This window comes from Stenotrophomonas humi, from assembly GCF_001431415.1.
Classification (GTDB): Bacteria; Pseudomonadota; Gammaproteobacteria; order Xanthomonadales; family Xanthomonadaceae; genus Stenotrophomonas; species Stenotrophomonas humi.
In genome coordinates, this window is sequence record NZ_LDJI01000006.1 from 57,587 (window position 1) to 72,763 (window position 15,177).

Annotated in this window: 14 protein-coding genes; 8 read left to right on the forward strand and 6 right to left on the reverse strand. The window is 60.8% G+C overall.

Annotated features, from left to right (window positions below):
- Nucleotides 1-276: 276 nt before the first annotated feature.
- From ABB26_RS02920 to ABB26_RS18825, 3 genes are all read right to left on the reverse strand, one after another.
- Entirely contained in the window at nt 277-1,083 is an 807-nt protein-coding gene (locus ABB26_RS02920) for a response regulator transcription factor (RefSeq protein ID WP_057632081.1), read from the reverse strand.
- Nucleotides 1,084-1,577: 494 nt separating this feature from the next.
- A complete protein-coding gene (locus ABB26_RS02925) occupies nt 1,578-4,565 on the reverse strand; it encodes a TonB-dependent receptor (protein WP_057632082.1) in 2,988 nt (995 codons plus the stop codon).
- Nucleotides 4,566-4,688: 123 nt separating this feature from the next.
- Nucleotides 4,689-5,099 carry a hypothetical protein gene (locus tag ABB26_RS18825; RefSeq protein WP_152982520.1) on the reverse strand — a complete coding sequence of 137 codons (411 nt, stop codon included), beginning with the start codon at nt 5,097-5,099 and terminating at the stop codon, nt 4,689-4,691.
- A 224-nt stretch (nt 5,100-5,323) separates the two neighbouring features.
- Between ABB26_RS18825 and ABB26_RS02930 the strand changes: the two genes are divergently transcribed.
- Nucleotides 5,324-6,097 (forward strand): SDR family oxidoreductase, encoded by a 774-nt coding sequence (locus ABB26_RS02930; RefSeq protein ID WP_057632083.1) that lies wholly within the window; start codon nt 5,324-5,326, stop codon nt 6,095-6,097.
- A gap of 281 nt (nt 6,098-6,378) precedes the next feature.
- Here the strand turns inward: ABB26_RS02930 and ABB26_RS02935 are convergent, their stop codons facing one another.
- A complete protein-coding gene (locus tag ABB26_RS02935) occupies nt 6,379-9,279 on the reverse strand; it encodes a protein kinase domain-containing protein (protein ID WP_057632084.1) in 2,901 nt (966 codons plus the stop codon).
- Nucleotides 9,276-9,944: an ECF-type sigma factor gene (locus ABB26_RS02940; RefSeq protein ID WP_057632085.1), complete on the reverse strand. Its 669-nt coding sequence runs from the start codon at nt 9,942-9,944 to the stop codon at nt 9,276-9,278. The genes ABB26_RS02935 and ABB26_RS02940 overlap by 4 nt, the downstream gene beginning before the upstream one ends.
- Nucleotides 9,945-10,433: 489 nt before the next feature.
- Here ABB26_RS02940 and ABB26_RS02945 point away from each other — a divergent pair, with 489 nt between their 5' ends.
- The 7 genes from ABB26_RS02945 to ABB26_RS02975 all read left to right on the forward strand — a co-directional run bounded on the left by ABB26_RS02945 (nt 10,434) and on the right by ABB26_RS02975 (nt 14,220).
- Nucleotides 10,434-10,703, forward strand: a complete 270-nt coding sequence (locus tag ABB26_RS02945) for a hypothetical protein (RefSeq protein ID WP_057632086.1) — start codon at nt 10,434-10,436, stop codon at nt 10,701-10,703.
- A gap of 37 nt (nt 10,704-10,740) precedes the next feature.
- Nucleotides 10,741-11,208, forward strand: coding sequence for a hypothetical protein (locus ABB26_RS02950; protein WP_057632087.1), 468 nt, complete (start codon nt 10,741-10,743; stop codon nt 11,206-11,208).
- A gap of 150 nt (nt 11,209-11,358) precedes the next feature.
- Entirely contained in the window at nt 11,359-12,135 is a 777-nt protein-coding gene (locus tag ABB26_RS19660; protein ID WP_057632088.1) for a DUF3011 domain-containing protein, read from the forward strand.
- A gap of 270 nt (nt 12,136-12,405) precedes the next feature.
- Nucleotides 12,406-13,326, forward strand: coding sequence for an arginase (rocF, locus tag ABB26_RS02960; protein ID WP_057632089.1), 921 nt, complete (start codon nt 12,406-12,408; stop codon nt 13,324-13,326).
- Between the two features lie 143 nt (nt 13,327-13,469).
- Nucleotides 13,470-13,622, forward strand: coding sequence for an entericidin A/B family lipoprotein (locus tag ABB26_RS02965; protein ID WP_057632090.1), 153 nt, complete (start codon nt 13,470-13,472; stop codon nt 13,620-13,622).
- 57 nt (nt 13,623-13,679) lie between these two features.
- A complete protein-coding gene (locus ABB26_RS02970) occupies nt 13,680-13,814 on the forward strand; it encodes an entericidin A/B family lipoprotein (RefSeq protein ID WP_057632091.1) in 135 nt (44 codons plus the stop codon).
- Between the two features lie 184 nt (nt 13,815-13,998).
- On the forward strand, nt 13,999-14,220 hold the full coding sequence (locus tag ABB26_RS02975) for a CsbD family protein (RefSeq protein ID WP_057632092.1): 222 nt from the start codon (nt 13,999-14,001) through the stop codon (nt 14,218-14,220).
- Between the two features lie 68 nt (nt 14,221-14,288).
- Here ABB26_RS02975 and ABB26_RS02980 read toward each other — a convergent pair whose 3' ends face one another.
- Complete coding sequence (locus ABB26_RS02980) at nt 14,289-15,092, reverse strand: hypothetical protein (RefSeq protein ID WP_057632093.1); 804 nt, start codon at nt 15,090-15,092, stop codon at nt 14,289-14,291.
- Nucleotides 15,093-15,177 lie beyond the last annotated feature (85 nt).

A 15,177-nucleotide genomic window follows, 5' to 3' on the forward strand; every position in this document is an offset into this window, starting at 1 on the left:
TCTGAACACGACAAAGAGCCGCCATCATGCCTGCATGATTGATGCTGCGAACGTTGTTGCTGAGTTGATGCGCGTAGTCCATCTCCAGAAGCACCGGTTTTTTGGCTCCCGAATCAAGCTGCTTATGCGTGGGGGGCCAGCCGTAGGACTCTGCGGCGAGAATGTCGTGGTATCGAATGCAGCGGATAGGGCACGAGCCAAGGGCATCGCCGGCCCTGCCGCTAGATGCTGTGATACTCACAAGGACTTGGTGGCGTTGAGCGGTGCGTGACGACGTCAGTCGTTCGGGGACATTGCGTAGCCGATGTTACGGAGCGTCGTGATTGGGAGGTGCTCACCGGCCAGATCAACTACCTTTTTGCGTAGTCGATGCACGACGACTTCCAGGCGGTGAGGATCAAAGCCCTTCATGTCGGCAGTGAGGGATTCGATGAGCACCTCACGGCGTACGGGCTTTCCCTGTGATGACCAGAGGTGTTGAACGATAATCCGCTCGGCGGAATTGAGCCAGATTCTGATTCCCTTTGGGGAAAGCATCTGCCAGGAAATGTGATCTAGATGCCAGCCCATTCCTGGATTCTGACTGGCAGCATGTTCGATATCAGTGGTGTTGATGCGTGAAGCGAATCGGCCATGTCGAATAATGGAGCTATGCAACGTGGCGATCAAGCTTGTGGCATCGACGCTCTTGGGTAGATAGGCATCCGCTCCATTCTCCAGACCCAAGAACAGATCATCCAGGGAATATCGATCTGCCAACATGATTATCGGGTACTTCCCCACGCGTTTGAGGTGCTTCAGAGCACTGAAGCCGCTCTCGTCTGGAAGGCTGACATCCATGAGTACCAGCGAGGGCTCGGTTACGAGTAGTTCGCGATACATCTCGCGGATGTTGGTGGCGCGTAGAACCTTGAAGCCTGCATCGCTGAGACGAGGGGTCAGGACCTCCTCGCGAAACACAATGTCGTCTTCGACGACCAGAATTTCCATGGCCCGTGTGCGCTTAGGCATGTGATCGGCTGAGTCGGTAAATTCGGAGGAGATGCGCCAGAGGTTGCGAGCACAACTATCTTCTTTCTGCATATTTCCAGCTTACAACACGAAATCACTCATGAGCGTTTCATTCAATGTGAGCTTCTGAGAGCGGGGTGTGGCTTCTTTCGTGCAATCCATGGTTGGGCGATAAGCCTGCTGGCCATCAACTATTCTTGTTCTGTTCTTTTTGTGGCGGTCCGGCTAATTGCCGTGAATGCTTAGGGAAATTCTTTTCGGTCAGTTGGATCATTGGTCGAAGTGTGCTGACTGGTTGGGAGCATCCTGGCAGCGGCTTGTACTAGCAGGTATCCAACAGATCAGCTCTCGTGCGGTCTCTTGTGCAAGATGAGTTCACTCCCGCAAATCGGGCTTCGTCACGGCACTGATTCGAGCTGTAGCCAAGACTCGATACGGGAATGCAGCGCTAGAGGTAGCTCTGCAGATGTCCTTGGTCGCTGCATGCACCGCTTGTCCTTGCGTTCGGTCATTAAGGGTAAAAACAAAAGGGGGCGCTTGCGCCCCCTTTTGTTCACAGCAGTGGATCAGAAGTCGTAAGTCACACCAAGGCGCATGCTGCGCGGAGCCTGCCAGGACATGACCTGACGGTAGGTGCCCGGACTGTAATCCGGATCCAGGCGGGTAGCCTTCTGTTCGTTGAACACGTTCAACACGTCAACGGTGAAAGCCAGCTTGCCGTCGGCGAACGAGGGGCGGTACTCGCCACTGAGGTTGAGGTTCTTGATCCAGGGCGTTTCACCGGCGTCGCCCATCTTGGCAGGCTTGCCTCCACACCAGTGGTAGTAGTTGCCCGGATAGGCCGGATAGGTTTCATCGGGACCATAGGCACCCTGACAGGAGTTGGGCGTGCCGCTCATGACCTGGAGCGTGCCGCTGATGCTCCATTCCGGGTTGATCTGCCACATGCCCATTGCCTTGAGCTGGTGGGTCCGATCATTCGGAAGGCGGCCACTGCCGTATTCCATCAGGTATGGGTAGTCCCAGTCCTGTGTAGCAGAGATGTCGCCTTGGCCGATGTCAGACTTCACCTGACCTTCGGTGTTGCCGAGGCTGCGGGCATAGGTATAGGTCATGCGCCCCCACAGCTTGCCGTCGAACGGATACTCGATGTAAGCATCCAGCGCGGTGTAAGTGCGCTTCACGGCCGGATAACCGAGGTCCGCGTTGGTGAGCGTCAGTTCGCTGTAACCGCCCTGGCCATTTGGCAGGTTGAACACCGCAGTCTCACCGGGGTTGAAGAAGTAGCAGCCGCGCAGGCCGGTGGTGTCAATGCCTTGAGCAGCGGCCACTTCCTCGAACTTCTCGATGTAGCAAGTATCGTCGATGGCGTTGTTCAACTTGCGGTACGTCAGCTTGGCACCGTAGTTCCAGTTTTCGTTGAAGACCTTGTCAAAGCCCACGATGAACTCATCCTGGGATTGGGCCTTGAGGTTCTTCGCCGTAACCGTCTTGGGATCTGGCGACTGGCCGTATTCGCGATTGGCCGAGTAGGGGGCACCCGGTCCGTTGATGGTGTCGATCGCGGTCAGCCCGGTCGGGTTGCCGTTCGCATCGATACCGGTGTAGGTGTAGTACTCGTTGGTGTAGATGGAGCCTGCCGCACCACGTGCAGCCAGCGAGGTCGGCAGCGCGAGGTAGTAGCGCCCAGCGTTACCGTACACCTTGAACGTGCCATCGCCATTGACGTCCCAGGCGAAGCCCAGTCGCGGCGCCCACTGTGGCTTGGTCTGCTTGATGTAGGCCTGTCCTTCCGGGTTGTAGTTGATGAACTGGTCATTGCGCAGGCCAAGCTTGACCAGCCAACGGTCGTTGACCTGCCAGTTGTCCTCGATGTATTGAGCACGCTGCATGACCTTGACCGAGGCACGGGTTTCCTGGATGTACTTGGAAACGTAGTAGCCCTTCTCGCCGCCCGGGTAATTGCCGGGAGCGTCGACTTCGCCTTCGCTGATCTCCGTCATCGCGTTCGACTTGCGGCCATAGAGCCAATAGAACCCGGCATCCGGCGCCATGATGGTGCTGTCGTTGCGATCTTCGGTCCGCTGATTGTCAATGCCGGCGGTGATCGCGTGATCACCCAGATGGTAGGTCACGTCCAAGCGGTAGTTCGCACCGAAGGTCTGATGCTTGGGGTCGCTGATCTGTGCCAGCTTGTTCGCATTGGTAATCGGAATCCCGCCGTTCAAGTCCGGGTTCTGGTTTGTGCTGCCACCGACCGGAATCAGATCGGAGTACTTGTTGTCCGGATTGGACTTCAGGTCCGTCGTCTGTTCGCCGTACTGAGCGTTGACCGTCAGGTTATCCGTCAGGTAGCCGGTGTACTTGGCGATCCACATCAGCGCCTTGGTGTCCGTCGCGGTCATATCGCCGAGGTAGTCACCACGGCTGAAGATGTTGTAGTCGTACTGGTAGTTCTTGCCCGAGACCTTGTGCTGCGTTGATGCCCCAGTGAGTTCCAGCACGTGGTCGTTGGTGATGTTCCAGTCAACCTTGGCATACCACTTCGGGTCCTTGAAGGTGCGCTCGGCGACCTGGGAAGACGAAGACTTCGTACCCACCAGCGAATCTTCGGATCGGGCACCCTCGACAGAGGCAAAGAAATACAGTTTGTCCTGGATGACCGGGCCGCCGACGTAGGCGCTCTGCACCGTCGACCAGCCCACATTGTCCTCGCGGTACTGATACAGGTCCTTGCTGCCAACGGAGCCCGGCAGCGCATCGGAGTAATAGGTGTTGCGTGGCGCGCCCTTGCCCCACTCGGGAGTCCACTGCAGCTGTCCGCCGAATTTCCACTCATTCGTGCCGCGCTTACCAATCTGGTTGATCACACCGCCCGTGGTGCGTCCGTAGGCAGCTCCGTAGCCGCCGGTCAGCACTTCCTGCTGCTCGATTGAGCCATAGGGCAGTTCGATGCCACCGAAACCCTTCAGCGGGTCGGTAACGTTCATGCCGTTGATGTAGTAGGCGTTCTCGGAGACAGAGGCACCACCGAAGGAAGACAGACGCTGACCGTTCGAGGCATTTACAAAGTCGTTGGACCCTTGAATGACGCCAGGAGCCAATTGTGCGATGGCATCGGCGCTACGAGCGATCGGCAGCTTGGCCAACTGTTCGGCTGTGATGACCATGCGCGAATCGACCTGGGTCACATCGATAGGCTGCATTCGGGATCCCACAACTTCGACAACCGACAACGTCGTGGCATCGAATGAGGCGTCCGAGGTGGACGACACCGCAACGGTGATGTTGCGGGTGCCGACGGTAGCGCCATCCTTTATCTGCTTCACGGTATAGCTGCCTACCGGGAGGCTGCCAACGTTGTAGCGACCATTGGCATCTACCACCACGGAGCGAGAGAGGCCTGAGGTGCTCTCGATAACGATAGTACTTCCGGCGTCGGCCGACCCGCTGATGGCGCCGGATGTGGACTGCGCATTTGCACCGAAGCTCATCACCGCGCCCATCAGGGCAACTGCCAGAGCGGAACGGGTCAGTACCTTAACTGTCTTCATTAGTGTTCTCTCTCCTGCTTAAGAATGCGCTTCGCTCGGGGATGAACGGGAAACGGCTGGATCGTTACATGTGTACCTAAGTTGAACGAAGCCACCGGACTGTAATGGAAGATTCAGTTTTGGTCACCGAAATGAGGCAGGAAATAAACTACGAAACCGCTTGGTGGATGAAATGTGTGACATCAAATGAAATACGTTGATATCTAGCTTTCTGCGGTCGGGTATCTGGGTATGAGCACATGCATTTGCATCGAGTATCTGATTCGGATGAGCGACACCGATCACCTGATCGCATGGCATCAAGGCAAGTTCTGGATTCAAAAGGAACCCGCGGAAATGCGGGCTTTTTTTTGCGCCTTCATCGAGGTTCCACGTGCCTCCCGCTCCAATGGACGTACCTGGGGGCGTCCATGAAACATGGAGTTCAACGAAGAAGATTGGCCGGTCCTGCTTCCCGCAGAACGGCATCAGGGTCGGTCCCGGGTGATGTCCTGCCCGTGGTTCTTCCGTCGTCTCATGGGCAAGGGACTTCATCGACGGGATAGCCACGATCGATCAGCAGCACTGCCCGGCCCGGCGTGGCATGCAGGAATCTGGACACTGAGGTTGCGTCATGGCCGCGTCGGATTCCCTGCATGCAGTCAACCGGTGTCGGGGCCATGCGGCATGGAGTACGTGCAGGGGTACCCACCCTCTCGTACGGCGCAAATCAGAACCGGTGCATACCAGCGCCAGACAGCACAACTCAGGAGAAGAACATGTCCGCACGCAGTCTCAAAGACAAAGTAGCCGTGATCGCAGGGGGTGGAAAAAACCTCGGTGCGCTGATCGCGAAGGATTTCTCGGCAGCGGGTGCCTCGGGCCTGCTTCTGCACTACAACAGCGATGCCTCGAAGGCCGAGACGGAAGCCACAGCTGCCGCGCTCAAGGAGCGCGGGACGAACGTGATCACGTTCCAGGGGGATCTGGCGGTCGTCGACAACAACATCAAGATGTTCGACCTGGCCAAGTCGCATTTCGGGAAGGTCGATATCGGCGTCAACACCGCGGGCGTCGTGATAAAGAAGCCGATCTCCGACATCACTGAAGCCGACTACGACAGGAGCTTCGACGCAAACGCCAAGGCCGCGTTCTTCTTCATTCAGCAGGCCGGCCGTGTGCTGGAGGAAAAGGGGGGAATCATCACCATCGTCAGCTCCCTGCTGGCGGCGTACACGCCGTTCTACGCAATTTATCCAGGCAGCAAGGCCGCAGTCGAGCACTACACCCGCGCGGCATCCAAAGAGTTGGGCGAACGTGGGATCAACGTCAACGCGATCGGGCCCGGTCCGATGGATACCTCATTCTTCTACGGGCAGGAGAGCGACGAGGCCGTGGCGTACCACCAATCGGCGGCCGCGCTGGGGAAGTACAGCAAGACGGGCCTGACCGACATCGAGGACATCGCGCCGATAGTTCGGTTTCTGCTTACGGAGGGCTGGTGGATTACCGGTCAGACCATCTTTGCCAATGGCGGTTACACCACACGCTGAGTGTGAGCACATACGTAGAAGGGGTTTCCCCCGGGACCTCCACCGGGGGTGCCATCCGAACCCTGCCTCAGGGCATCGGTGGCGGGTAGCGAATGGCCCAGTTTGCTGTCCTTCCAATTCGGGCTGATGGATCCTGGTACGGCATACCCCGTGATTTGCCTTGGCCGCAACGGCACCCACCCCGTGCGGCAGGCATCGTGATTGGCAACTGGCTGGTCGTCTGGGTCTTTACCCACTGCTATCGCGGCGTGTGAGTGCACGCCGCGGTGGCCTGCCTGGAATCAGTGGCGGGAAACATGCGAGGCGCTACCTGGGGTTGCTGACACGTCGGGCAATTCGTCGATCAGGGGATCGATCCGCTTTATCCATGCATCGTTGTTGGCCGCAACGGCGACCTTCCGTGCCGCCGCAAACGATGCACGGGCGGCAGGGATATCGCCGGCATCCCGTAGCACGCCGCCTTTCGTCATGAGCGTCGAGAATTCGATTGCCCGTGCGTAGAGTGAGTCAACCGAACGGGCGTCAGTGACAAGCTGGTTCATCACGGGCAGCAGGTCTTCCTGGCTGCCATTGGCAATCTTCACGTCGATTTCGCTGCTGCGGACGTGCAGCATCTCTTCGCTATCAGCGCCGTACTGCCGCACGGCATCGCGTTTCGCGATCGCAATCTGCTCCTGTGCCTCGATCCCTCGCCCGGACTCGGCCAGCAGGTCGGAGTAGGCGATGCGATGCAGCGCGGGGACCTCTCCATTGCGTTTCTGATAGAGCGCGATGGAGTCATCCATCAATGCCATCGCCGTGGACAGTGCGGAAGGGGTGACTCTGGACTGCCACCAGTACTGATTGGCCAGCAGGAAGCGCGCATCCAACGCCAGTTCGTGGGCTTTCCCGTAGTTTTCTTCAAGGATTGCCAATGCCCTCTGCGTACAGCGCACGGCTTCATCCAACCGGGAGGAAAACGTCATGAGATGAGCCTGTGCGACCAGCACTCTTGCATAGGCGGGATGCTGGATGCCCACCGTCGATCGCAGAATGCGTTCAGCGTTGTCGGTCGATGTCTGTGCCGCTGCGTACTGCTGGTCAAGCATCTGCATGAAGGCCAACTCGCCCCAGGCGACGCCGGTCAGCGGATGCTCTGCGCCAAGCGTCGTGCTGCGGCTCTGCAGAAGCGTATTGGCAATCGCCATTGCGCGTGCCTCGCTCTGCGGAACCTTCGACAAACGCGTCGTACGGATGAGCAACTCGCGGGCATCATCGACGATGCGTGGTTCCGTCTGGCTGGCCAGTTCGATCGCGCGATTGAGGTCCTGCTCGGCCTCCTCCAGCCTCAGACGCCGCCGGTACCAGTTGCCACGTACGATGAGCATCTGTGCGAGCGCCAGATCGCCTGCCGACGTCTTCAGGCCTGATGCTTCTTCGATCGCGGCGTTCAATGTGGCCATCGCGGGTTGTGCCTCGTCCCGACCTTCCTGGGCGATGGCCAACTGCATGCGCAGTTGAAGCTGTGCCACCTTCTCCTGATCTGTGAAGGAGTACCGCAGCTTTTCCAGGCCAATGCGAGCGTCGCGCTCGGCGATGTCGTGATGTGCGCGGAGATTGTGCAGGCGCGCGATCGTGACCTGGTTGAAGGCAAACTGCAGTGATGTGCCGGATCCGAGGCGGAGCGACTCGGACGCCAGCGCCTCGGCTTTGGCGTAGTTGCCGGCGTCGGTCTGACTGCGTGCAAGGATGGACAGGCCACGCGCCAGAACATTGGTGGAGTCCTTCGATGCGAATCGCCGCAGATTGGATTCGGTGCGTTCCAGCAGGGCGGTGGCCGTGAGCGGGAGCGTCTGCGTCTGTGACAATGCAGCGGCACCCAGTGACTGGCTGAAGATCTGGTCCGCCCGCGTGGATATGTCCTGTTCCTGCTTGACTTCGTACTGCTGCCAGAGCGCAGCGGCGCCGAGCAGAGCGACGATTGTCGCGGCAATCAGCGCGAACGTGGTCTGCAGCGCATTGCGGCGGAAGAACCGCTTCAGCCTGTAGGCACTGCCGGTTCGTATCGAAATGGGTCGGCCCTGCAGCCATCGGTCAAGGTCATCGCGTACCGCCTGGATGGTTGGATAGCGTTCGTCCGGATCCGGCGCGGTGCAACGCTGGACGATCGCATCCAGGTCGCCTTTGAGTTGCCGTTGCAAGGCGCGCGCCGACGTGCAGTTCCTTCGACGCAACGCATCGGGGGAAGCATCCTGCGCAAGTTCGCTGGGGAGTTGCACCAGGCGCGTGTCCTTCAGCAGCAGCGGCGTGGAATAGGCCGAGGTGGCCGATGTCCTGCCGCAAAGCAGGAAGCAGAGCAGGGCGCCGATGCCGAATACATCGATCGCCGCCGATGGGCGTGCACCTGCCAGAAGCTCGGGGGCGCCGAAGCCCGGGCTGTAGGCATGCTGGCGGGGGCTGTCGGCCGGCAACGGTGTGCTGCTTGTGATGTCGGCCAGTCCGAAATCAAGCAGCTTCGGATTTCCATCCGCGTCGATCAGTACTGCCGATGGCTTGATGTCCTGGTGCAGGACACCACGCGAGTGCGCATAGGCCAGTGCCTCGCAGACGGCGCTGATCAACCGGATCCTCGCCCGGATGTCGCTTCGATGAGCGTCGCACCATTGATCGATGGTGCTGCCTTCGATGAAGGGCATGACGAACCAGGGAGTGCCATCGACGTCGACGCCTCCGTCCAGGATCGGGACGATGTCGCGATGGTTCAGTCGCGCCAATGCGTTCCGTTCCGTCATGAAGGCATTGAGCGCGGCAGGGGTCGTCAGGGCGTGCTGTATGAACTTCAGCGCCACTTCGCGCTCATAGGTGCCGTCGTTGCGGCTGGCCCGGTACACCGTCCCCATTCCGCCCATGCCCACGAGCGCGGTGATCTTCCACGGGCCGATGTGCTGACCGATGCGTCGTTCGGCATTGCCAACTGCCGCCGTATCGGCGCCGGGCGGGTGGGGAGTGATCAGTGTCTGCGGCGGATGTTCAAGAATGCTGATGGAGGTGTCGCTGGCCTGCAGCATCGCGCGTGCGATATCCGCAGCAGCTCTGCTGCGAATGGAAAGCAAGCCCAGCAAGCCACGGCGCAGGGGCTGCGGCATGCTGATCAGCCGCCGAACCCAGCGCAGTGCCAGGCGTTCATCGCGTGTCGACTTCATGGTGCACCGGCCTCGGTCATGTCCAGCCGTTGCAGCAGGAAGCTGCGCGCTGCCTGCCAGTCGCGGCGCACGGTGCGGACGTGGACATCCAGCAGGTTGGCGATCTCCTCTTCGGAAAGCCCGCCGAAATAGCGCCATTCGACCACGCGTGCCAGGCGCGGCATGTGCTGCGAAAGATCAGTGAGGGCCGCATCCAGGCTTACCAGTTGCTCCATGCGATCGGCGTCACCGGAATCCCAGCCATCGGACAGGGACAACACCTTTACGCCGGCGCCGCGCTTCTCGGTCATCTTGCGTTTCACCTCATCCAGGATCACCGAGCGCATCGCGGTGACGAAGAGTGCAACGAGTTGGCGGCGGCTTTCGGCGTTGATCTTCGCGCGCGACAGCTTGATCCAGGTTTCGCTGACAAGGGCGGTCGGCGAGAGCGTCTGATCTGACTTTCGCCAGAGCTGCGAACGGGCAAGGCGATGCAGATCGCTGTAGAGCAGTGTGTAGATCTGGTCCCAGGCGTTCGCCTTTCCGGCATGCGCATCCATCAGCAACTGCGTGACTGCGCCCACGGTATCCTGGGCAGGCAGCGCCTCGGTGTTGATGGCCTCCATCTGTTTCCTTTCTTGCCGGGTTTCGTTGGTCAGGCAGAGAGCGATCCGTTCGTCCCGCATAGTTCGGCATACCCGCCGAGGGTAAGTCAATCAAAGCGGTATGACGGGGCGGTTCCAGGCACCCGGGCAGGCCTGTGGCGAGTATTTTCATGGGGCGATGTCCTGTTCTGGCCGCATCCATCGTCTCTGACTTCTCGGCCTCGGGATTCCTGGGGGCGAAGGGCGATGGCAGGCCCGCCTGGCCGATGTCCTGTCCAGCGCCCGAAGTTCGTCTCGGTAAGTACATATGTCTGGAACTGCTGGGTGATGGGGCGCTGATCCGTTCCACCCGCGAAAGTCGAAAACAGCCACAGGGGATTGGTGTGCATTGCTTTGAACGATGCAGGTGCGCGTGGGGGAGATTGCTGGAGCGGGAGGGCCGAACGCGGCGGTGCGCCGTTCCGGCCGTGCCGAACAGCCGCGCCTTGCTGCTTTCGCTACTTGTTGGCCAGTAGTGCCTCACCGTCCGCCAGTTGCGGACTTGTCCAAAACTTTCTGGTTCTGTCTGGAATGCCGCATCCACAACTGATCGTACTGACCGAGTTCGTCGAATCGTTGGAAAGGGAAATGCGTTTCCTGTCACCTCTGCAGCGCTGTGACCGGCTTGCATCGCTGCTCCACGCTACCGCGCGGCTGGATGCGGATGCCGAGGACGACGTTCTGATTGATCGCCTGGTATTGCGGGCATGTGACAGCGCGCTTTCCGCCGAGCACTCGGTTGAGGCAGCCGTGGACATGGTTGGCAGGCATCAATGGGATGCGGAAGCAGGAATTCTGTAGTCAGGAGGAAGCCGATTCCTTTCCTCGATTGTGTTGCATGGCGATCAAATTCTCAGGGGAACTGCGGAAGCTCCGCATAGTCGCTCATATGTTCAAATACGCAGTGCGGACCAAGATCGATTGGGCAGCGGTGACCGTTTCATTGGTCGACTGGCCTGAAGTGTCGACGGTTGTGCGGAAGGATCCGGTAGCAGAGCTGAGAGGCGTTCTGTTGCGCGCGATAGCCGGCCGGGTTCGATCACGGGAACCAGTCCCCCTGCCCAAGGCGAAGCCTTGTGCGGAGTTCTTCGTTCCGCTCTCGTCGCGAGAGGCGATGAAGGTGATGACTTTCAACGAGATGATCCAAGCTCGGCTCGGGATGGAAGACGTCGCTCTCAGACTGTCGGTGAGCCATCAGCTGATACGACAGATGCTGGACCTTGATCATCCCGCGGACCTGGACCTCATCGAGAGGGTCATGAACCTGGCCGGGAAGCGCATTGTTGCCTATCCGGTGAGTTCATGAGGTTTCCGTTTCCCGGTCGCGCTGGAAGGCCCCAGCCCTCGTCGGCCTGAGTGGTGCGGTGCTTGCTGTGACGGGGGGAGGGGCACTCCGGGAGCAGTCCGTGTGGTAGGTGTTTGCTACGATTGGGCTCTCAGTCAACGGGGTCATCCGATGCGCCGTGTCCTCCTCCTTCCGATCATCGCGGTCTGTGGCCTCGTCGGCTTTTCCCAGGCCGCCACCGCTGCCGTTCCCCTTCTCAATGGCACCTGCCCGGGGAACATCGAAGTACATGCCGACCAGGGTGGGCCGGTGTACATCAACGGACGCGAAACCACGCTCAAGCCGTTCAACGAGAACTACTACGAAGCGCGGGATGCGCAGAGCGGTGTCACGGTGTCGATCAGTCGCAAGCCGGATGGCGGGTTCGATCTTTCCTATACCGGCAATGGCGGCGCCAATGGTGTCTGCACGGTCAACGGAACGGGCGGACAGGCCGACGGACCGCAGGGCCACGCTGATGCCATGTCCGGCACGAGTTCGGCTACCGAGGTGACCTGTGAATCGCGCGGCAAAGAACAGGCCGAGTGCAGCATGGATACCCGTGGTGAGGTGAAGCTCGTCCGCCAGCTGAGTCACAGTTCGTGCGTTGAAGGGCAGAGCTGGGGCTTGAGTCGCCACTCCGTGTGGGTCAGAGAGGGTTGCCGTGCCGTGTTCCGCAATACCTCGCATGACCGCCATGGCAGCGCAGGGTCACCGCATGCGAGCAGCGGTGGCGTCCTGCTCGGTGCCTGCAACCTGCGAGCGGATGCGGACGGTGCGCTGGTGACGCGTGTTCCCGTCAACGACACCGTGGACGAACTGATCGTGGACTATCCGGATGGCCGCTATCTGTGCATGGTCACCAAGGAAGGGCAGGTTCAGTCGTTGACCCGCCTCAAAGCCCGGTGAATGGCGGCGGGGGGCTGCTTTCCAGCCGCCTGCGGGCATCTGCAAGGTACAACTCCGCTTCCGGCGCAGCCGTGGTTTGGCCGGCTGCCCGATGACCGGGCATGGTGGCCCTGCACCCGGCAACCGGGTTGCAACCCCCTCAGCGTGGATGCGGGCACCGTAGCCCGTAACGGCAGCACTGCACCGGTTCAGCAACGGCTTCCTGCTGCGCTGCCGCGAGTTGTTTCAGCCCTTGCTGGCTAAACTGCTTTCACTTGCAACGGAGGTGGTATGGCCGGTTTTCGTCCTGTTTCATTGATTGGTGTGCCGACTGACGTGGGCGCGGGCCACCGGGGCGCCAGCCTCGGCCCGGAGGCGCTGCGTGTTGCCGGTTTGCCGGAGGCATTGGTCGCGCGTGGTGTGGATGTGCGCGACATCGGCAACCTGGCGGGGCCGCGCAATCCGTGGACCGGGCCGGTGCAGGGCTACCGTCACCTGGATGAAGTGGTGGCGTGGAACCACGCGCTGATGGAAGCCACCTACGCCGAACTGAGCGATGGGCGCATGCCGATCATGCTTGGCGGTGACCACTGCCTGGGCATCGGTTCCATCACCGCGGTGGCGCGCTGGTGTCGCGAGCAGGGCAAGCAGTTGCGGGTGTTGTGGTTGGATGCGCACTCGGACTTCAATACCTCCGATGTCACGCCCTCGGGCAACATCCACGGCATGCCGGTGGCCTGCCTGTGTGGCCTGGGCCCGGACGTGCTGACCCGGCTCGGTGGCAGTGCGCCGGCGATCTCGCCCAGCCAGGTGCACCAGATCGGCATCCGCTCCGTGGACCCGGAAGAGAAGCGGCTGATCAAGCACCACCAGGTGGATGTCTATGACATGCGCCATATCGACGAAGCAGGCATGAAGCGCACCATGGAGGCAGCGCTGGAAGGCGTTGATGCCAACACCCACCTGCATGTCAGTTTCGACGTGGATTTCCTTGACCCAAGCATCGCACCGGGCGTGGGCACCACCGTGCCGGGCGGGGTGAACTACCGCGAGGCGCAGCTGGTGATGGAGATGATCGCCGACACCGGTTTGATGGGCTCGTTGGACATCGTCGAGCTGAACCCGCTGCTGGATCACCAGAACCGCACGGCCGAGCTGGCGGTGGACCTGGTGGAGAGCCTGTTCGGCAAATCCACCCTGATGCGGGATTGACGGCACCGCCACCTGGCTGAACGCCAGTGGCCGGTGTTCACGCGCGCTGCACACCCCAGTCGCCAGATTCGTCTTCACACGCGGCACGCAGGTTTCGGTTTCTCCGGGGTCTGCGGTTGCCAAGCGAAGAAGGGAGACGCCTGATGAAGCGAATACTGATGTTGGCCCTGCTGGGCATGTTCTCGGTGGGGATGCTCAGCGGCTGCAACACCGTTGCCGGTGCGGGCAAAGACATGCAAAAGGCCGGCGAGAAGGTTGAAGACAAGGCCAAAGACTGCAACGACGGCAAGTGCTGATGATCGCCGTGGCTCCGCTGGAGCCGCGTTACTCGTGAACCACCACAGGAGAAAAACATGAAGCGTTTGGTTTCCTTGATGCTGCTGTCGCTGTTCTCAATTGCCGTGTTGGCGGGCTGCAACACCATTGCCGGTGCCGGCAAGGATGTGCAGAAGGCGGGTGAGAAAGTAGAGGGCGCCGCCAAGAAGTGACGCGCTCACGGCGGAATCAGGAAAAGGCCGGCATTGCCGGCCTTTTTCGTAGCCGATGGCATGAACCTGAAGATGTGTTCAAGATCGTCAGTGCCATCCAACGGAATCTGGACCCTGCAGCAACACCACCGGACGCATGCTGGCCCCACGCGGATCCACCGCGTTTCCCGAAAGGAGAAAACGGATGAACAAAGACATCATTTCCGGCAAGTGGAGCCAGCTGAAGGGCAAGGCGCAGGCCAAGTGGGGTGACCTGACCGATGATGATTTCAAGGTCGCCGAAGGCAATGCCGAGTATCTATCCGGGCGTCTGCAGGAACGCTATGGCTGGGCCAAGGATCGCGCTGAAACCGAGGTGCGCGATTTCCAGAAAACCCTGCACAAGGACTATCCGGATTTCCACTGATCATGCGTAGGTAATTCAATTGCATGAGCAATGGGCCGCAGCGATGCGGCCCATTGTCGTTCTGCGTATCAGCGACCGTACGGCGGGTCGGGGACGAAGCCGCCGGGGAACGCCTGCGGCGGTCGGCTGTTGCCGGGGCGCTGCCGCGGAATCACACCCAGTGCCAGCAACCGTGAACGCGTGTCGTAGCGCAGTTCGCTGACCTGTGCCGGTGCACGACTGGCGCGTTCGAAGCGGGTCGATGACGATTGCGACCACTCACGCTCCCCATGGCCGGTGCCCAGCTGTTGACGGCTTTCCGCCTTGCCGTAGGCCGCGGTCGCATCGGCGGCACGGTTGCTGGCGCTGGACTCGGCCTGTGGCGCCGCGGCGCGTGGCATGGGGTAGGGCGCGGGCCGCGGGCGCACGTCGTACACCGGGCGACGCAGCTCGTTGAACACCGCGACACCGATCACCCCGACGTTGGCCGGGCGCCCGGTGCGGCTGGCGTAGCTGTCACCGTGGTCGGTGAACACGAACTGCGCCACCTCGGCGTTGGATTTGCGCCAGCCGGTGATCTCGCTGCTCTGCCACGGCTCCAGCACGTAGCCGGATTGCTCGGGCGAGGCGGTCTGGCCGGTGATGGCGTTGACGCCGTCCACCGACAACACCACCAGCACGCGCTCACCGCTGCGGTTTTCCATGCGCACGCTGTAGCGGTGGCCCGGCGCACCGGCCACCCAGCGCTGGCCCCGATGCGGGTACTGGTCGAGGTCCTCGTCCGCATCGCGGTCGATGATGGACAGCGCCACCGGGCCCTGCACAGGCGGTGGCATGGGGCGGAACCCGCACAGGGCGATGACCAACAACACACTGGCTGAAATGCGGTACATGGCAGGCTCCTGCACGGGGGACGCTGCAGTGAACGGCCGGGCGTGCAAAGCGGGGTTGGCCCATGGCGGTTACACTGGCCCGGTT

Coding starts and splice junctions, on each gene's coding strand:
- ABB26_RS02920 (WP_057632081.1), bottom strand. CDS start 1,083: ATGCAGAAAGAAGATAGTTGTGCTCGCAACCTCTGGCGCATCTCCTCC.
- ABB26_RS02925 (WP_057632082.1), bottom strand. CDS start 4,565: ATGAAGACAGTTAAGGTACTGACCCGTTCCGCTCTGGCAGTTGCCCTG.
- ABB26_RS18825 (WP_152982520.1), bottom strand. CDS start 5,099: ATGAAGTCCCTTGCCCATGAGACGACGGAAGAACCACGGGCAGGACAT.
- ABB26_RS02930 (WP_057632083.1), top strand. CDS start 5,324: ATGTCCGCACGCAGTCTCAAAGACAAAGTAGCCGTGATCGCAGGGGGT.
- ABB26_RS02935 (WP_057632084.1), bottom strand. CDS start 9,279: ATGAAGTCGACACGCGATGAACGCCTGGCACTGCGCTGGGTTCGGCGG.
- ABB26_RS02940 (WP_057632085.1), bottom strand. CDS start 9,944: ATGCGGGACGAACGGATCGCTCTCTGCCTGACCAACGAAACCCGGCAA.
- ABB26_RS02945 (WP_057632086.1), top strand. CDS start 10,434: ATGCCGCATCCACAACTGATCGTACTGACCGAGTTCGTCGAATCGTTG.
- ABB26_RS02950 (WP_057632087.1), top strand. CDS start 10,741: ATGGCGATCAAATTCTCAGGGGAACTGCGGAAGCTCCGCATAGTCGCT.
- ABB26_RS19660 (WP_057632088.1), top strand. CDS start 11,359: ATGCGCCGTGTCCTCCTCCTTCCGATCATCGCGGTCTGTGGCCTCGTC.
- rocF (WP_057632089.1), top strand. CDS start 12,406: ATGGCCGGTTTTCGTCCTGTTTCATTGATTGGTGTGCCGACTGACGTG.
- ABB26_RS02965 (WP_057632090.1), top strand. CDS start 13,470: ATGAAGCGAATACTGATGTTGGCCCTGCTGGGCATGTTCTCGGTGGGG.
- ABB26_RS02970 (WP_057632091.1), top strand. CDS start 13,680: ATGAAGCGTTTGGTTTCCTTGATGCTGCTGTCGCTGTTCTCAATTGCC.
- ABB26_RS02975 (WP_057632092.1), top strand. CDS start 13,999: ATGAACAAAGACATCATTTCCGGCAAGTGGAGCCAGCTGAAGGGCAAG.
- ABB26_RS02980 (WP_057632093.1), bottom strand. CDS start 15,092: ATGTACCGCATTTCAGCCAGTGTGTTGTTGGTCATCGCCCTGTGCGGG.